Origin of the sequence: Acetobacterium paludosum, assembly GCF_008086595.1 — a bacterium.
GTDB classification, from domain to species: Bacteria; Bacillota; Clostridia; order Eubacteriales; family Eubacteriaceae; genus Acetobacterium; species Acetobacterium paludosum.
The window spans coordinates 115,465-132,615 of the sequence record NZ_RXYA01000011.1; the positions used below are offsets into that span (position 1 = coordinate 115,465).

Sequence of the window (17,151 nt, forward strand, 5' to 3'; positions counted from 1 at the left end):
AAAAGATAAAATTAAGAATCAAAATAGATCATATAATTTTTTAACTTAAAAATTTATTATCTTGCTGTGACGATATGCTATAATAAACATGATCTTATAGAATGGAAATGGGTAACTAAGAATGTGCGAAGAAGAGAAAAAGAAAAAAGGCTGGTTTTCTAAAGCCTGGAAGAACTATTCAAATGCTTTTTTTCTGATTTTAATAATTGGTGTCACAGCTATCATTATATTTACCCAAGTTGACCTGGTAGAATTTCAGAAGACACTCAAACAAACAAAGGGTGAATTCTTACTTTTGGGGATTGGCTGTGTTTTTCTTTATTGGTTTCTAGAGGCCTATATGTTATTAAAACTCATGAGGCAGGAAAATTCAAATGAAAAATTTTCATTTGCCTTTACGCTGACCATGGTTGGTCAATATTACAATCTTCTTGATCCCAGTTCAAGTGGCGGGCAACCGATTCAGCTGTATGAAATGTCGAAAAAAAAATACGGCCTTGGAACAGGCACGGCTGTTCTTGTTCAAAAATATGCTTTGTATCAGATTACAATTACTTTTCTGGCAATCATAGCGATTGTCTTTTGTACGACGGAGCTCAACCAGAGTCTGGATGCCGTTAAGTGGCTGATTGCTTTTGGTCTGGTTTTAAATGTAGCCGCGATTGTTTTTATCGGCATTCTTGTGTTTAATCCAAATGCGGCAAGGGGGATTTTACTAAGCTGTGTAAAAATTCTTCTAAAATTGCGCATCCTTAAAAATTCTGAAAAACAGTGTAAAAAAATTGATCATTTTGTGGGAGAATACAAGCTGGCTGTTGAAGGTCTGAAAGATAAAAAAAAAGAAACTCTGCAATTATTTTTTGTTTCGATCATACAGATGATGGCTTTCTATTCGGTTGGCTATTTCGTGTACTTGTCTTTGGGATTAAACAGCGTTAATGCCGTAACAATTATTTCTCTTCAAGCGATCCTTTATGTAGCAGTGGCCTTTGTACCAACGCCTGGTGCAGTCGGAGGAGCTGAAGCAGGCTTTTTACTGATATTTGGACCTATTTACGGGGCGGTAAATGCCCCGGTAGCAATGATTCTTTGGCGAATGATCACTTTTTATTTTATTCTTGTCTTTGGCGGTGTTTATTTATCCATTCATTCCATTAAAATGGGAAAGGAAAAAGTGAATGCCATTGGTGAAGAATTATCTGGCGAAGTTGATTATTTAATCGAAGAAAACAAAAAAAAACAGTGAAAAAAATATTGTTTGATATTTCTGGACAAAACTAGATTGCATGGTAAATGATTCATCATTTCATACCAAAACTTTGTCTTGGAGACTATTGATACTGCTAGTATCTTCACGACTTTTTTTACACTTTGTCTGCAGTTTTGAGGAAATACGCTTCTTGTATTTCCTTTTGGTTTGTCTAGCGCCCATATAAAAAATGAAAGGACTATTTAATGAACATTATTCTTTATCAACCAGAAATACCACAAAATACGGGAAATATTTCCCGAACTTGCGCTTTAACTGAGACCACGCTCCATCTTATTAAACCCTTGGGATTTTCCCTCGATGAGAAGCATTTGAAACGGGCCGGTTTAGATTATTGGGATCTTTTGGATTTGCACGTCTATGAATCTTTTGATGATTTTATTAAAAAAAATCCGGATGCAAAATTGTATCTGCTCACGACAAAGGCAGAAAAATATTATGATAATATCGATTATGATGAAAATGCCTTCTTGATGTTTGGGAAAGAAACGGCTGGGCTGCCAAGCGAAATTCATGAAGCATATCCTGAAAATCGTTTTAGAATACCCATGAAGAATCATGAAAAAGCCCGTTCGCTTAATCTTTCCAATGCGGTAAGTATTGTTCTATTTGAAGCGTTAAGACAACATCAATTCAAGGGACTTATTTAACACTGAAAATTTATGAAAATAATTGAAAATCACATTACTTTACTGTAACAGTGTGATATAATTAACAGAATTATATAAAATAGAATGATATAAAAAGGATCATTTTCAAGGAGAACTTAGTGAAAACAATTCAAACCAAAAAAATCATTGATACCGTTGCTGAAATGTGTATTGAAGCCAATACGTTTTTATCGGAAGATATGCTTGAAAGCTTACGTACAGCAGAATCATCAGAAGAATCTGAAAACGGGAAAGAGATTCTTAAAACGATGTTGGATAATTTTGAGGTGGCTAAAAGAAGAACCATCCCCATTTGTCAGGACACGGGAATGGTTGTGATGTTTGTATCTTTTGGACAAGATTTGATGATTGCAGATGGCAGTCTTGAAGATGCCCTTCAAGCGGGGGTAGCAAAAGGGTACGAAGAAGGATATCTTCGCAAATCGGTGGTCGCAGATCCCTTCATCCGCACAAATACAAACAACAATACACCGGCGGTGATTCATTACAAGGTTGTTCCTGGGGATCAGCTAAAAATAAAAATATTACCAAAGGGATTTGGGAGTGAAAATACCAGTGCGCTTAAAATGTTAAAGCCATCAGATGGGATGGCTGGAGTTCGGGATTTTGTCATTAAAACCGTTGAAGCCGGAAGTCCTAATGCTTGCGCACCAATCGTGGTTGGTGTAGGCGTAGGAGGAACGATGGAAAAAGCCGCATTGATGGCAAAAGAAGCGTTGGGACGTCCTTTGTGGATGCGTAATCCATTGGACCATGTTGCTGCTCTTGAAGACTATCTGTTGGAAGCCTGTAATAATTTGGGAATCGGTCCCATGGGCTTAGGTGGCGTTAATACTGTGCTGGGGGTAAATGTGGAAGTCTTCCCAACTCATATCGCCGGATTACCGGTAGCGGTAAATATTTCCTGCTATGTTAACCGACATGTAGAAAGGGAGTTGTAAGATGACTGTTATTAATATTAAAACTCCGATGAGTAAAGAGGACCGTAAAAAGCTAAAAGCGGGGGATCATGTTCAAATATCAGGTACTATCTATACCGGACGTGATGCGGCACACAAGAGGATGATTGAGGCACTAAAAAAAGGCTCGCCGTTGCCGGTAGATTTTACCGATCAATTAATTTATTATGTGGGACCTAGTCCGGCAAAACCGGGAGAAATTATCGGATCGGCCGGACCGACCACCAGCGGGCGGATGGATGCCTACACACCGGAGCTTCTGGAAAAGGGACTTGGTGGGATGATTGGCAAGGGCAATCGAAGTGAGAAGGTTATCAACAGTATGATGAATCATGCGGCCATATATTTTGGCTGTGTCGGCGGTGCTGGGGCGTTATTGCAAAGCTGCATCAAATCGGTCGAAATTTTAGCATATGAAGATCTCGGTACCGAAGCTATTCGGAAAATTGAAGTAGAAAATTTTCCGGCGATTGTCGTAATCGATACTCAGGGAAATAACTTATATGAAACCGAAAGAAAAAAATATTTGAAATAAATTTTGGATTTTGCAGGAGGAATGAAAATGAAAAAAGCGGAAATGGTAATTCAAACGTCTTTGAGAAAAGGGGGCACTGACCCCATTTTCAAAATTGCCGGAGAAGCCGAAAAGCGAGTCAAAGAATTTGGACCGGAAGCGGTTATCAATTCAACCATCGGGGCATTAATGGATGATAATGGCGAGCTTGTAACCTTTAAAGCTGTATATGACACCCTTAAATCGTTGCCAAACAACATGATCGCCAATTATTCTGGATTAGCCGGGCAGCCGGAATTTTTAGAAAAAATAGTCGATGCATGTTTCAAAGCATATAAACCTGAAGGGTTTATTCGTGCAGTGGCAACGCCAGGGGGAACCGGTGCCATTCGCCATGCATTCTGTAATTATACTGAATTAGGAGATGCCATTCTGCTGACTGATTGGCGCTGGTCCGCTTATGAAACCATTGCCGATGATAATCACCGAAAAATCGCAACTTTCCCACTTTACAATGAAAAGGGCGGCTTTAATCTGGAAGGTTACAAGAAAAGTGTCTTGGAATTATTACAAAAGCAAAAAAGAGTTTTAACCGTATTAAATACGCCGGCTCACAATCCAACCGGTTATACCATTTCCAATGAAGAGTGGAAAGAAATTAAAGCATTTATTATCGAAACGGCTGAAGCACAACCAGAGTCTAAAATTATTTTACTGGTTGACCTGGCCTATATCGATTTTGCGGGTAAAGCGGATGAAGCCCGAAAATTTATGAAAATACTGACGGGAATGCCCCATAATGTGCTAACATTATATGCCTATACCTGTTCAAAGAGTTATACCATGTATGGATTGAGAAATGGTGCCATTATTTGTGTGGCACCGACAGCAGAAATTGCAACAGAATTTGCAAACTCCTGTACCTATTCCAATCGTGGCAACTGGTCAAATGGAACACGTGGTGCCATGGAAACCATTACTCGAATTTTCAGTGATGAGGAACTTTATAATCAGGCAATGGCGGAACAGAGCTTTTACAAGTGTATTTTAAGAAGACGTGCTGATGCTTTTGTTGAAGAGGCAAATAAAATTGGTTTAAAGATGGTTACTTATTGTGACGGCTTTTTTATCAGTCTTCCTTGTGATCACCCTAAAGAAGTGAGTGATCGTCTGATGGAGAAGAATACTTTTGTAGTGCCTTTGGGAAAAGGCCTTCGATTCGCTCCATGTGCTGTGTCGGAAGAGAAATGTCGTCGTGCACCACAACTTATATTACAGGCGATGAAAGAAGTGGGAGACGGTTGTTAAGGTTTCAGGATTCCTGTTTAAAAATTGAAAGGTGAAAAAATGAAAGTTAAAATCGTTGATGTTGCTCGAGAAGCTAATGTTTCGGTTGCTACCGTGTCACGTGTTGTAAATAATATTCCTTTGGTTAATGAAGAAACCAGGGAACGGGTTTTAGAGGCCATAAAAAGAACGGGTTATAAACCCAATGCAATCGCAAGAAGTTTGAAAATTCAAAAAACAAACACCATGGGAATTATGATTCCGGATATAACCAATCCATATTATACCGAGATTGTTCGTGGAGCGGAAGATGTATGCGGGATTTATCATTACAATATTATTTTAAGTAATACTGATTTTAATCCGGAAAAAGAAATGAAAGCCCTTAATGTATTAGTTGAAAAACAATGCGATGGGATCATTTACGTCGGAAAAGATTTAAGTGAGGAAATGCAAAAAGAACTGATTGATGCTCCCAGTGAAGTTGTCCTGGGCTGCATTCCAGACAATAGCGGTTTTCTCAGCGGGGTGTTGATTAATAATGAGGCCGCAGCTTATGAACTGGCGATTGAACTCATTAAAATGGGGCATGAAAAGTTTTTGCTATTCTTTGATGAAGTTGAAGAAGGCTATATTTATAAGGAAAGAAAAAAGGGCTTTATAAAGGCATTTAAAGAAAAAAATATTGACTTTGATGATAGTCGAATTTTGGAGGCAAAATTAAGTCTGACAGGCGGCTACAGTTTGATGGAACAGGCTATTAATTCGGGAATCGAATTTACCTGTGTCTGCTGTTTTAATGATCAAATTGCTCTTGGTGCAATTCGCAAAGCAGAAGAAATGGGAAAAAAGGTGCCAGAAGACATTAGCATTTGTGGCTTTAATAACTTTTGGATTTCAGAATGGACAAAGCCCAAAATAACGACTGTTGCTCAACCTATGTACGATATCGGAGCGATTTCGATGCGGATGCTGATCAAATTATGTGAAAAAGATAGTGACCGAACTGTTAATAATGTTTATGTCCCTCATGAAGTGATTATTCGTGACTCGGTGGCTCTGATTAAGAAGTAGCAAGAACTTTATGGTTTGGATGCAAAAACATTAATTGATTTAATCTTATATAAAAGAAAACAAAAGGGGAGAATCATTGGAATCAAGCAATATAACTCGGCTTAATGTTAATGGGAAAGAGATCATTCTGATTGGAACCGCCCATGTATCAAAAAACAGTGTTACTGAAGTTCGGGAAACCATAGAAAAAGAACAGCCGGATTCAATCTGTATTGAATTAGATCAACAACGTTATGATTCGATTGAACAAAAAGATGCATGGTCCAATACTGATATCGTTCAAATAATAAAAAGCAAACGAGCAGGATTTATGTTTGTCAATATTTTGCTTTCTAATTATCAGAGAAAATTGGCTGAGCAATTTGGAATTGAATCGGGACAAGAAATGATGGAAGGCATTGCCTGTGCAAAAGAATTTGGAGCTGAACTTGTTTTGGCAGATCGCAGTATTCAGGTAACCTTTAATCGTATTTGGCGAGGGTGCAGCTTTTGGGAAAAAATCAAGGTCATTTTTTCAATTGCATTAAGTGTTGTCGATGACGAGGAAATTACTGAAGAAGATTTAGAAAACCTTAAGTCGGAAGATATGCTCACAGCGGCATTATCGGAAATGGGATCAGCGTTTAAAGGGGTAAAAGAATACCTTGTCGATGAACGGGACCAGTATTTATCGCAGAAAATTAAAAATGCACCTGGCGACAAGGTTGTTGCTGTTCTTGGTGCGGCCCATATTCCCGGAATAAAAGAAGCAATCAATAAAGACATCGATGTTTCCCAGTTAGAGTTCATTCCACCAAAATCGAAGGTTGGAAAAGTGATCGGATGGATGATTCCCATTATGCTGATTGCGATAATTGTGATCACTTTTATTGCTAATCCTGGTTCTGGATGGGAACAGGCAAAATCGTGGATTCTCTGGACCGGACTTTTGGCGGGGCTGGGAGCATTTATTGCCGGTGGTCATATTCTCTCAATATTAACCGCCATTGCGGTGGCACCTATTACAACGTTGCATCCTTTATTAGCGGCAGGATGGTTTTCAGGCATTGTTGAGGCTCATTATCGGAAGCCGAAAGTTGAAGATTTTGAATCCCTGCCTAAAGATCTTGGAAGTTTTAAAGGATTATGGCATAATAAAGTGACAAAAGTATTGATGGTCGTGGTGTTTACCAATCTTGGAAGCAGTCTGGGAACCTGGTTGGGGGGATTAAATATCATTGGGATTTTCATTAAAACTTTTTCATAAACATAGTGTTGTGCGTTTTAAAAAAACTTGTGTATATATACAAAATAATATATAATTAACCACATTAGGAAGTTTAGAAAGGAGAAAATTATGAATAAAAAATTTTTGGGTTTAACCCTTGCTGCGGTTTTGTTGTTAGTACCAGCCTTTACCGGATGTTCATCTGGAAGCAAAACAGCTTCAGAAGACTCTTTGGCGGATGGGGTATTAAGTGTTGCTGTCGATGATACGTATCTACCAATGGAGTTTAGAGATGATCAAAACGAATTAGTTGGATTTGATATTGACTTTGCGAATGCATTAGCTGATCAATTAGGGGTTAAAGTAGAGTTTAAAACAGTTTCATGGGATGGCATCTTTAATGGTTTGACGGCAAAACAATATGATGCGGTTATCTCCAGTACGAGTATTACACCGGAACGGTTAGCGTCATTCAGCATGACAGATCCCTATATTTCAAATGGTATTGTCATTGTATCCAGAAAAGATGCTGCACCTGTTACAACCTTCAAAGGACTTGAGGGAAAGACATTAGGCGCTCAGATTCAAACAACGGCTGATATCGCGGCTGGAAAATTGAAAGAACAAGAAGGCGTTAATGTCGAAATAAAAGAATATGATGGCATGCTGGATGCGTTTGCAGCACTGCAAGGCAAACAAATCGACAATGTTATTACTGACGTTGGCGTAGCTAAGTATTATGTTGCCCAAAATCCTGATTTATTTGTTGTAAGTTCTGATGTTTTGACCAATGAACCAATTGGTATTACATCTCGTTTAGACGACACGGCAACAACAAAAAAATTCAATGAAGCAATTAAAGCGCTTCAGAAAAATGGAAAATTGACTGAGATTTCCATGAAATGGTTTAATGAAGACATGACGAAAGACATTAATACAAAGCTTTCTGTTATTGAATAGAAAACGATAAAATTTAATAAGAAAATTGAATGGGACTTGTAGCAGTTACTGTGACAAGTCCTGTTCATGTATTAATATGAACAGAGGTTCATAATTTAATAATGAAGGGAAGATCAATGTGTTAAATCAAACCCAATTATGGGCAATTTTTGATGGGACAGTTGTTACCGTTGAGATTGCAATAGTAGCAATTATTTTGGGGGCGTTTTTTGGTGTCATTGTTGCACTCGGAAGACTCTCGAAAAACAAGGTGGCCAATGCAGTATCATGGTTTTATATATGGTTTTTTAGAGGAACACCTTTATTGCTTCAACTGTTTATTATTTATTTTGCTATTCCAATTATTTATCTTGATTCTACCGGGATGACTTTTAATATCAATCCGATGGTTGGTGCATTTATTGCGTTTTCTTTGAATTCTACTGCGTATCTTGCTGAGATTATTCGGGCCGCAATTGAATCCATCGATAGCGGGCAGATGGAGGCAGCAAAGGCACTGGGAATGAGTTATCGTCAGGCGATGACTAAAATTGTTATTCCACAGACATTTAAAAGACTGGTTGCGCCGGTTGGCAATGAATTTATTATGTTACTTAAAGATACGTCATTGGTATCAACAATTGCACTTTTTGATTTGTTAAGAACTGTAAAAACAATGGCAAGCTCTGATGGAAACTGGATCTATTATGTTTATGCAGCGGCAATTTATCTATTCTTAACCACCATTATTCAGGTTGCTTTTGATAAAATAGAAAAGAAACTTGGCGTTTATGAAAGACAAGGAAATTGATATGAGTATGGTAAAATTAGTGAATGTTCGTAAGTCTTTTGGAAATTTGGAAGTTCTTAAAGGCGTTGACTTAGAAATCCAACCAGGAGAAGTTGTCTGTATTATTGGTGCCAGTGGTTCTGGTAAAAGCACGATGTTACGTTGCCTAAACCATCTGGAGCGGATCACTGACGGAGAAATATATATTGAAGGTGAATTAGCAGATAAACGAGAAAACAATAAGGATCTTATGAAAATCGATCCGGTAAAGGTACAAACTCTTTGTACCGATCTTGGTATGGTTTTTCAAAATTTCAACCTTTTTCCACATCTTTCTGTTATTGATAATGTTACAATTGCGCCAATAATTGTTAAAAAAGCGGACAAAAATGAGATCGAAAAGATAGCTTTGGATTTACTGAAAGAAGTGGGTTTATCTGATAAAAAAGATGAGTATCCATCAAGACTTTCAGGGGGGCAGCAGCAACGTGTAGCCATTGCCAGAGCACTGGCAATGGATCCTAAAATAATGATGTTTGATGAACCGACTTCGGCGCTTGATCCTGAACTCGTCGGCGAGGTATTGGGAACCATGCGGCATCTTGCTGAAAAAGGAATGACAATGATTATTGTGACGCATGAAATAGGGTTTGCAAGAGAAGTTGCGGATCGGGTGATTTTTATGGATCAAGGCGTCATTTGCGAACAGGGAACACCGGAAGATGTTATTTTGAATCCAAAAGAAGAAAGAACAAAAAGCTTTCTCAATAAAATTTTATAGAATATTTGAAAAATTGTCTTATAGGCAATTTTTTTTATTTGCTTTAAAATACATAGCATGGTACAATCAGCACATGCAAACTTTTGGAGGGATCAAAATGATACAGGCAAATTATCATGTGCATTCTAATTATTGTGATGGAAAAAATAGTTTAGAAGAAATGGTTAAAGCCGGCATCGAAGCGGGTCTTAAAAGTATGGGATTATCGAGCCATATGCCATTGCCATTTTTAAATGATTGGACAATGGAAGAAGCTAATCTCGAAAATTATTTTAAAGACATTGCTAATCTTAAAAAAAAGTATGCATTATCAATTGAACTCTACTGCGGAATGGAAATCGATTATTTTATCGATCGCAAAGATATTTCTGAACTTGCAAAAAAAGTATGGCCAAGACTTGATTATACCATTATGTCCATTCACACGATCGGATCCACTTACCGTGATGACATTTCTTATATTGATGATTCTCAGGAGGATTTTGCCAAGGGAATCAGAAACTACTATAATAATCAATCACAAAAATTCATTGAGGACTATTTTAAAGCTGTTGGCAATATGGTTAAAAAGTATCAGCCTGATATTTTAGGCCATATCGACCTCATAAAAAAATACAATCAGGGCAATTTCTTTTTTAATGAGAAAGATACCTGGTATCAGGAGACGGTTAAACATTGCCTAGATGTCATTGCGATGACAAATACCCGAATGGAGATTAATACCGGGGCTAATATGCGAGTACCTGGAGTTGGACGGTATCCTTCAGATTGGATGATACCGGAAATGTGTAAACGAAACATTCCCATTACAATCGGCGGAGATACTCATTCAGTTGAAGGAATTGTAAATGAATTTAATGAAGCGGAAGCAATATTATTAAGTTGTGGATATAAGGAATATTGGATACTAAAAAAAGGCCGGTGGGAATCACAACCTTTAGGAGTGTGAAATGGATAAGCTTGATCGCAAAAAAATCCTATACATTCTCATCGTGCTTGTTTTTTTGTGCGTTTTTTGGGGATGGTACCACTTTAAAACTTCAAGCGGAGCTGAAATGAACGTATCAGGGGCTGAGAATTTAAATGATGACAGCAGCGTTTCGGGAAATGAAAAAATTATGGTTCATATTGCCGGAGCGGTCAATAAGCCAGGGGTGGTAACATTAAATCAGGATGCTCGTTTAATTGAGGCGGTCGAGGCGGTCGGGGGATTGACCGCCTCGGCTGATGTCAGTACGTTAAACCTTGCACGAAAAGTAAAAGACGAAGAAAAAATTTATATTCCAACCATTGGTGAAGTGACTGAAACCGCAGATGCCAAAGAAAATAAGAAAATAAATATCAATACAGCAAATATTGAAGAACTAAAAAGCCTTCCAGGAGTAGGCGATGTGATTGCGCAAGGAATCATTGATTATCGAGAAAAAAATGGCGGATTTAAAGAGTTGGAAGAAATAAAAAATGTGACTCGGATCGGTGATAAAGTTTATGAGGGCTTAGTTGAATCAATATCGATATGAAAAAGGTTACATTAGACATTACTAATAAAATGTTATCAGGTAGGACAAAAATATTTTATTAGTTGTTTACATTTAGATGATATGTGTTATACTTAATAAAATAAATATTAGTTTTAGAGGGGCCGAATATGGAGCTTTCAGTAAGAGAAAAGGAAATAATCGAAATTGTAAAAGAAAAACAACCCGTGAAAAGCAGCGAAATTGCAGAAATGCTAAATATCAATCGAGCAACCATCCGACCTGATTTAAAAATTCTTACCATGTTGGGGATACTTGAAGCGAAACGAAAGGTTGGTTATTATTATACCGGCCGTTCATTATTGCACATACTCGGAAGCTATATAAAAACTATTAGTGTGATGGATATTCAGACGGAACCAACAGTCGTTGAGGAGACAACCTCAATATATGATGGAATCATAACGATGTTCACGAAAAATGCTGGAACTTTATATGTTGTAGATGGTAAGTACCTCTCGGGAATTGTATCTCGCAAGGATTTTATTAAGGCAATGATTGGGAGAGAAGAGGTAGAATCGCTGCCAATTCCTTTGATTATGACGCGGATGCCAAATATTATTTATCTTGAACCGACGGAGTCAGTTTATGATGCTGCCTACAAAACCATGCTTTATGAGGTGGAATCATTGCCGATTGTAAGTAAGGAACTTGATGAAAAAGGCAATCAACGATTAGTCCTTGTCGGTAAGGTATCGCGAACAAATATCACCCGGTATGTGGTGAATATGGGAGATAATACAGAGTGATGGGTAGTTAGATGAAAAATATTGTAATTTTCGTGGTTTCAGATACACTAAGCGAAATTGGTGAATTGCTGGTTAAAGCAGGTAAAAGCTGCTTTGAAAGTTCGATTCGAGAAGTACGATTTCATCCTTTTATTAATGACAAAAAAAGTATTGATTATTTATTGGAGTTAGCAAAAAAAGAAAACGGATTAGTCGTTTATACCTTTAATTCTCCGGAACTAAAAAGCTATATGGAAACTGAAGCCAGATGTTGGAGCATTCCGATTTATGATGTTCTGGGATCATTGGTGGAAACGCTAAGAGGCATTACCGGGGAAGAGCCAACACATAATTTTAAACCGACTCCGGAACTGGATGATCACTATTTTAAAAAGGTTGAAGCGATTGAGTTTGCGGTAAAATATGATGACGGAAAAAATACGTCGCATCTAGATGAAGCCGACATTATTTTGATTGGGGTGTCACGCACATCCAAAACGCCGATTAGTATTTATTTGGCAAACAATAATTTTAAGGTTGCAAATATTCCTTTGATGCCTGAAGTTGAACCACCGAAGGAATTATTTGAAATATCAAATAAGAAAATATTTGGACTCATACTGGATCCAAAGCACCTTGTGGACATTCGTACCGAACGTTTAAAGGCAATGGGCCTCACCGGGACATCAAATTATGGAAGCAATGAAAGAGTCATGATGGAGTTAGAAAAAGCACAACAGCTTTTTGATAAATTAGGATGTATGGTCATTGACGTTACATCAAAAGCAATTGAAGAAATTGCAGCGATTATACTTGCAAATATAATGAGGAGGTAGACAAAATGTCAAAAAAATGGGTTTATTTGTTTGAAGAAGGCAATGCAAACATGAAAGAGTTACTGGGGGGGAAAGGTGCAGGTTTAGCCGAGATGACCAACATCGGGTTACCGGTTCCGCAGGGCTTCACAGTAACGACGGAAGCATGTACTGAGTATTACAACCAAAATAAGAAACTTTCCGATGAAATCATCGATCAGATTAATAATAACCTGGTAATTTTAGAATCAAAATGCGAGAAAAAATTTGGTAATGCAGAGAATCCATTATTGGTGTCTGTTCGTTCTGGTGCAAAATTCTCCATGCCGGGGATGATGGATACCATTCTCAACCTTGGTCTTAATGATGAAACGGTGGCAGGAATTGCAAAGTCAACGAACAATGAACGCTTTGCTTTTGATAGCTATCGTCGTTTTATACAAATGTTTGGTGATGTTGTTCAGGAAATCAGCAAAGATAAATTTGATATAATTTTAGATGATGCTAAAGAAAAAAATGGCTATAAAGACGATACGCAGTTAACCGCAGAGGATTTAAAAGCGGTTGTTGCAGCCTATAAAAAAATTGTCAAAGAAGAAACGGGAAAAGATTTTCCGTTAGATCCAAAAGAACAGTTGCTAATGGCGATTGAAGCAGTTTTTAGATCCTGGAATAATAATCGCGCCATCAGTTATCGAAATATGAATGATATACCTCATGACATTGGAACAGCTGTCAACGTTCAATCGATGGTTTATGGTAACATGGGTGATGATTGCGGGACTGGCGTAGCATTTACCAGAAACCCAGCCACCGGACAAAAGAAACTGTTTGGTGAGTTCTTAATTAATGCTCAAGGAGAAGATGTTGTTGCCGGAATCCGCACACCAAAAAATATTGATGACCTTAAAGACATCATGCCGGCGGTTTATAAGCAATTCCATGAAACCGCAGAATTATTGGAAAATCATTACAAAGATATGCAGGATATCGAGTTCACGATTGAAAAGAGCAAACTTTATATGCTTCAAACACGAACCGGTAAAAGAACGGCTGCAGCGGCTCTTTGTGCGGCTGTTGATATGGTTGAAGAGGGCCTTATCACTAAAGAAGAAGCCATTTTACGTTTAGATCCGTTATCATTGGATCAGTTGCTTCATCCAACCTTTGAAGAAGCCGCATTAAAAGCAGCAGCACTTTTAGGAACCGGTCTTCCGGCATCGCCAGGGGCTGCCATGGGTAAAATTTATTTTACCGCCGAAGCTGTTTGTGCCGCTGCTGCTAATGGCGAAGAAACGCTATTAGTAAGAAAAGAAACTTCACCGGAAGACATAGAAGGCATGAATGCCGCAAACGGGATTTTAACCGCCCGCGGCGGAATGACTTCACACGCTGCTGTTGTAGCCAGAGGCATGGGAAAATGTTGCGTTGCCGGATGTGAAGCGATCAAAGTGGATGAAGCGGCAAAACGATTTGTTGTTGGCGGACAAATTTTTAATGAAGGTGACTATATTTCTTTAAATGGCAGTACTGGAAAAGTATACCAGGGCAGTATTAAAACTGTGACACCAGAACTTTCAGGACATTTTGGAAAAATCATGGAATGGGCAGATGAATTCAGAACGCTTGGTGTTCGGACAAATGCTGATACACCTCGTGATGCTACAGTTGCAGTTCGCTTTGGGGCTGAGGGCGTCGGTCTTTGCCGTACTGAGCACATGTTTTTTGATGAAGCCCGTCTTCCAAGTGTGCGACGCATGATTCTTTCAGATACGAAAGAATTAAGAGAAAAAGCACTCGCTGAAATTCTGCCGATGCAAAAAGAAGATTTTATCGGCATTTATAAAGCACTCGAAGGTCGTCCGGTTACCGTTCGTTTATTAGATCCGCCACTGCATGAGTTCCTTCCAACTGAGGACAAAGATATTGAAGCTTTGGCCCAAGATATGGGGCTCAATAAAGAAGATATGTTAACCGTTATTAATGGATTGGAAGAATTTAATCCGATGCTTGGTCATCGTGGTTGTCGTTTAGCGATCACTTATCCGGAAATTGCTGAGATGCAAACAAGAGCCATTATGGAAGCAGCTATTGAAGTAAAAGAAGCCTGCGGATTTAATATCGTTCCCGAAATCATGATTCCGCTGGTTGGAATCAATGAAGAGTTGACCTATTTGGACAAAGTTGTTCGAAATACGGCAGAAATTGTCAAAGCAGAGAAAAAATCAGATATTAAGTATCTAATTGGAACAATGATTGAAATCCCCAGAGCAACCCTTATCGCTGATAAGATTGCCGAAACTGCAGAATTCTTCTCGTTCGGGACCAATGATCTTACCCAGATGACTTATGGTTTCTCACGTGATGATGCCGGAAAATTCATTACCGATTATAAAGATAAAGGTATTTTACCAAATGACCCATTCCAAAGCATTGATGTTGAAGGCGTTGGAAAATTGGTGGAAATGGGTGTCACCTTAGGTCGTAAAACAAAACCAGATCTAAAAATCGGTGTTTGCGGAGAACATGGAGGAGATCCTAAATCCATTTACTTCTTCCATAAAGCGGGACTAAGTTATGTATCTTGTTCACCATTCCGGGTGCCAATTGCCCGCTTAGCAGCAGCGCAGGCAGCACTTGATCATCGCGAAAATGATAAATAATAAATAATTTCCAGAATTAAAAAAACGCCTGATTAATGTTGAATTCAACATCAATCAGGCGTTTTAAAATACGAAATAAACGACTAAACTATTTGCATTTTTGAGGGGATGTATGTCTTTCTTTAAATCCTTCCATGTCATCGAGAGGATTATAGACCTTAAGTGACATCTTATCAAGATCAAAATCAAATTCAAAAGTACTGTCTTTTTTTAAATCTTCTAATACATCAACAATCACGTTGCCATCATTAATGTCATTCATTGGAATGATAGCGATTCCCTTATCATCGAAACTGGCGGCTTTTACTTTTTCTTGAATTAATTCAATAACTTTCTTCTTTTCCATAAAAACACCTCTTTCTTAACAGTATTTTGTAATTTAGATTCATTATACTCTTCAAAAAGGATTTTGTCCACAAGTATAATGTGGCAGCGGTCCTGAGATCTCATTTTTATAATCGCAAATAAAAATTTTCTTATGTGAACTTTCTTGAATGTCATAATCAGTGCGAAAAATTTTAAATTCTATCACACAAATTAAAATTATACAACAGACAAAAGTATATATAGGTGTAAACGATAAATAAGCAGCGAAAACCAAAAAACTAGCTATTGGATATGATGAATGGATCTGATATATAATAAAGCCATAAAAAGATTGTTAAAAAAACAACAAGGAGAAAAAAATGGCAAAATTAAATGAACAAGAGTTTCAAGCATATCTGAAACAGGTTAGAGCATTGGCAGAAGGTCCGTTTGAAGAAATTCAGAAAGAGGTTGAAGTTACGAATAAGTTCCCACAGGAATTCTTCGACTTATCAATCAAAAACAATTTATATCGATTCAGTTTACCTGAACAATATGGTGGTTGGGGAATGGATGAATTGCAAATCCTTCAAGTACAGGAAGAATTCAGTCGTGGTCCTGGGGGAATGCGTATGCATCTTCACTATGCAGCAGATATGAACTGGCGGATTCTTGACGATTTTGGAAATAAAGAATTAAAAGACGAGTACATGAGTCAATTTGCAGATAAATCAGTATTTACATGTTTTGCATTAACAGAAGAAACTGGTGGAACTGGAGCAGATTTACATACAATGGCAGTCAAAGATGGAGATGACTATATCTTAAACGGGGAAAAATTCCTGATCTCTCATACCGACTGTTGTGAGTTCGCTTATGTTTTTGCAGTTACTGATCCGAATGCTGACAAAGATAAAAGACTATCTGGTTTCTTTGTTCCTGTTAATACACCAGGTTATGAAATTGTACCAATGCCTCATATGATGGGTTGTCGTGGAGCTGGGCATGCTGGTTTGAAATTCACAAATATGAGACTTAATAAAAAATATCTCTTAGGTGAAGAAGGCGACGGCTTGAAAATTGCAATGCATTCCTTGTCAGTATCGCGAGCACATATTGGTATAAGTAACCTTGGAATGGCACAAAGAATGTTGGAAATGACGATTGCAAGAGCAAAAGACCGCGTAACTTTTGGAAAACCATTAGTAGCAAGACAAGCCATTCAACAAAGTATTGCTGATATGGGAACTGAAATTCACGCCTGTCGATTAATGGTTTATGATTTTGCAAAAGACTTTGAAGCTGGTAAAGATATTGAAATGAAAGCAGCTATGTGTAAACTTCACAGCATCAACACCGTTAAACTGGTTTCAGACTATATGCTTGAAATCTTTGGTGGTATCGGATACTTTGAAGATTGTGTATACGGCCCTGTTGAACGGTTATATCGAGATTGTCGAGCAATGTGGTTAGAAGAAGGACCAAGAACGGTTCAACGTTTAACAGCATCCAGAAAACTAATTGCCAGCGGCGGCGTCATAGAGATTAGCTAAGAAATTACAATGACTCATAGAGATAGCCTTTCGAATAGATTCGAAGGGCTATCTTT

Annotated in this window: 17 protein-coding genes; 16 read left to right on the forward strand and 1 reads right to left on the reverse strand. The window is 38.0% G+C overall.

Annotation, left to right across the window (positions count from 1 at the left end; genetic code table 11):
- Window positions 1-121 precede the first annotated feature (121 nt).
- From FZC41_RS12015 to ppdK, 15 genes are all read left to right on the forward strand, one after another.
- Window positions 122-1,246 carry a lysylphosphatidylglycerol synthase transmembrane domain-containing protein gene (locus FZC41_RS12015; RefSeq protein ID WP_148567653.1) on the forward strand — a complete coding sequence of 375 codons (1,125 nt, stop codon included), beginning with the start codon at window positions 122-124 and terminating at the stop codon, window positions 1,244-1,246.
- 209 nt (window positions 1,247-1,455) lie between these two features.
- Complete coding sequence (gene trmL, locus FZC41_RS12020) at window positions 1,456-1,920, forward strand: tRNA (uridine(34)/cytosine(34)/5-carboxymethylaminomethyluridine(34)-2'-O)-methyltransferase TrmL (protein ID WP_148567654.1); 465 nt, start codon at window positions 1,456-1,458, stop codon at window positions 1,918-1,920.
- A gap of 119 nt (window positions 1,921-2,039) precedes the next feature.
- Window positions 2,040-2,882: a fumarate hydratase gene (locus FZC41_RS12025; protein WP_148567655.1), complete on the forward strand. Its 843-nt coding sequence runs from the start codon at window positions 2,040-2,042 to the stop codon at window positions 2,880-2,882.
- 1 nt (window position 2,883) lies between these two features.
- Complete coding sequence (locus FZC41_RS12030; RefSeq protein WP_148567656.1) at window positions 2,884-3,435, forward strand: Fe-S-containing hydro-lyase; 552 nt, start codon at window positions 2,884-2,886, stop codon at window positions 3,433-3,435.
- Window positions 3,436-3,462: 27 nt separating this feature from the next.
- The gene (locus FZC41_RS12035) at window positions 3,463-4,722 is read left to right on the forward strand and encodes a pyridoxal phosphate-dependent aminotransferase (RefSeq protein WP_148567657.1); all 1,260 of its coding nucleotides are present in this window, start codon (window positions 3,463-3,465) and stop codon (window positions 4,720-4,722) included.
- 39 nt (window positions 4,723-4,761) lie between these two features.
- Window positions 4,762-5,775 (forward strand): LacI family DNA-binding transcriptional regulator, encoded by a 1,014-nt coding sequence (locus FZC41_RS12040; protein ID WP_148567658.1) that lies wholly within the window; start codon window positions 4,762-4,764, stop codon window positions 5,773-5,775.
- A 76-nt stretch (window positions 5,776-5,851) separates the two neighbouring features.
- Window positions 5,852-7,021 (forward strand): TraB/GumN family protein, encoded by a 1,170-nt coding sequence (locus FZC41_RS12045; RefSeq protein WP_148567659.1) that lies wholly within the window; start codon window positions 5,852-5,854, stop codon window positions 7,019-7,021.
- 90 nt (window positions 7,022-7,111) lie between these two features.
- Window positions 7,112-7,942 carry an ABC transporter substrate-binding protein gene (locus FZC41_RS12050; protein WP_148567660.1) on the forward strand — a complete coding sequence of 277 codons (831 nt, stop codon included), beginning with the start codon at window positions 7,112-7,114 and terminating at the stop codon, window positions 7,940-7,942.
- A 118-nt stretch (window positions 7,943-8,060) separates the two neighbouring features.
- Window positions 8,061-8,732 carry an amino acid ABC transporter permease gene (locus tag FZC41_RS12055; protein ID WP_148567661.1) on the forward strand — a complete coding sequence of 224 codons (672 nt, stop codon included), beginning with the start codon at window positions 8,061-8,063 and terminating at the stop codon, window positions 8,730-8,732.
- A gap of 1 nt (window position 8,733) precedes the next feature.
- A complete protein-coding gene (locus FZC41_RS12060) occupies window positions 8,734-9,492 on the forward strand; it encodes an amino acid ABC transporter ATP-binding protein (protein ID WP_279235182.1) in 759 nt (252 codons plus the stop codon).
- A gap of 97 nt (window positions 9,493-9,589) precedes the next feature.
- Entirely contained in the window at window positions 9,590-10,441 is an 852-nt protein-coding gene (gene hisJ / locus FZC41_RS12065) for a histidinol-phosphatase HisJ (protein WP_170253977.1), read from the forward strand.
- A gap of 1 nt (window position 10,442) precedes the next feature.
- A complete protein-coding gene (locus tag FZC41_RS12070) occupies window positions 10,443-11,012 on the forward strand; it encodes a helix-hairpin-helix domain-containing protein (protein WP_148567663.1) in 570 nt (189 codons plus the stop codon).
- 128 nt (window positions 11,013-11,140) lie between these two features.
- Entirely contained in the window at window positions 11,141-11,779 is a 639-nt protein-coding gene (locus FZC41_RS12075; RefSeq protein ID WP_148567664.1) for a helix-turn-helix transcriptional regulator, read from the forward strand.
- An 11-nt stretch (window positions 11,780-11,790) separates the two neighbouring features.
- A complete protein-coding gene (locus tag FZC41_RS12080; RefSeq protein ID WP_148567665.1) occupies window positions 11,791-12,594 on the forward strand; it encodes a pyruvate, water dikinase regulatory protein in 804 nt (267 codons plus the stop codon).
- A 5-nt stretch (window positions 12,595-12,599) separates the two neighbouring features.
- Window positions 12,600-15,236, forward strand: coding sequence for a pyruvate, phosphate dikinase (ppdK, locus tag FZC41_RS12085; RefSeq protein ID WP_148567666.1), 2,637 nt, complete (start codon window positions 12,600-12,602; stop codon window positions 15,234-15,236).
- An 88-nt stretch (window positions 15,237-15,324) separates the two neighbouring features.
- On the opposite strand, the gene FZC41_RS12090 is transcribed toward ppdK, so the two are convergent.
- Entirely contained in the window at window positions 15,325-15,582 is a 258-nt protein-coding gene (locus tag FZC41_RS12090) for a hypothetical protein (RefSeq protein ID WP_148567667.1), read from the reverse strand.
- 340 nt (window positions 15,583-15,922) lie between these two features.
- Here FZC41_RS12090 and FZC41_RS12095 point away from each other — a divergent pair, with 340 nt between their 5' ends.
- Window positions 15,923-17,095, forward strand: a complete 1,173-nt coding sequence (locus FZC41_RS12095) for an acyl-CoA dehydrogenase family protein (protein WP_148567668.1) — start codon at window positions 15,923-15,925, stop codon at window positions 17,093-17,095.
- Window positions 17,096-17,151 lie beyond the last annotated feature (56 nt).

Bases quoted from the DNA above. Each gene is read 5' to 3' on its own strand.
- FZC41_RS12015 (WP_148567653.1), top strand. From the start codon at position 122: ATGTGCGAAGAAGAGAAAAAGAAAAAAGGCTGGTTTTCTAAAGCCTGG.
- trmL (WP_148567654.1), top strand. From the start codon at position 1,456: ATGAACATTATTCTTTATCAACCAGAAATACCACAAAATACGGGAAAT.
- FZC41_RS12030 (WP_148567656.1), top strand. From the start codon at position 2,884: ATGACTGTTATTAATATTAAAACTCCGATGAGTAAAGAGGACCGTAAA.
- FZC41_RS12035 (WP_148567657.1), top strand. From the start codon at position 3,463: ATGAAAAAAGCGGAAATGGTAATTCAAACGTCTTTGAGAAAAGGGGGC.
- FZC41_RS12040 (WP_148567658.1), top strand. From the start codon at position 4,762: ATGAAAGTTAAAATCGTTGATGTTGCTCGAGAAGCTAATGTTTCGGTT.
- FZC41_RS12050 (WP_148567660.1), top strand. From the start codon at position 7,112: ATGAATAAAAAATTTTTGGGTTTAACCCTTGCTGCGGTTTTGTTGTTA.
- FZC41_RS12060 (WP_279235182.1), top strand. From the start codon at position 8,734: ATGAGTATGGTAAAATTAGTGAATGTTCGTAAGTCTTTTGGAAATTTG.
- hisJ (WP_170253977.1), top strand. From the start codon at position 9,590: ATGATACAGGCAAATTATCATGTGCATTCTAATTATTGTGATGGAAAA.
- FZC41_RS12070 (WP_148567663.1), top strand. From the start codon at position 10,443: ATGGATAAGCTTGATCGCAAAAAAATCCTATACATTCTCATCGTGCTT.
- FZC41_RS12075 (WP_148567664.1), top strand. From the start codon at position 11,141: ATGGAGCTTTCAGTAAGAGAAAAGGAAATAATCGAAATTGTAAAAGAA.
- FZC41_RS12080 (WP_148567665.1), top strand. From the start codon at position 11,791: ATGAAAAATATTGTAATTTTCGTGGTTTCAGATACACTAAGCGAAATT.
- ppdK (WP_148567666.1), top strand. From the start codon at position 12,600: ATGTCAAAAAAATGGGTTTATTTGTTTGAAGAAGGCAATGCAAACATG.
- FZC41_RS12090 (WP_148567667.1), bottom strand. From the start codon at position 15,582: ATGGAAAAGAAGAAAGTTATTGAATTAATTCAAGAAAAAGTAAAAGCC.
- FZC41_RS12095 (WP_148567668.1), top strand. From the start codon at position 15,923: ATGGCAAAATTAAATGAACAAGAGTTTCAAGCATATCTGAAACAGGTT.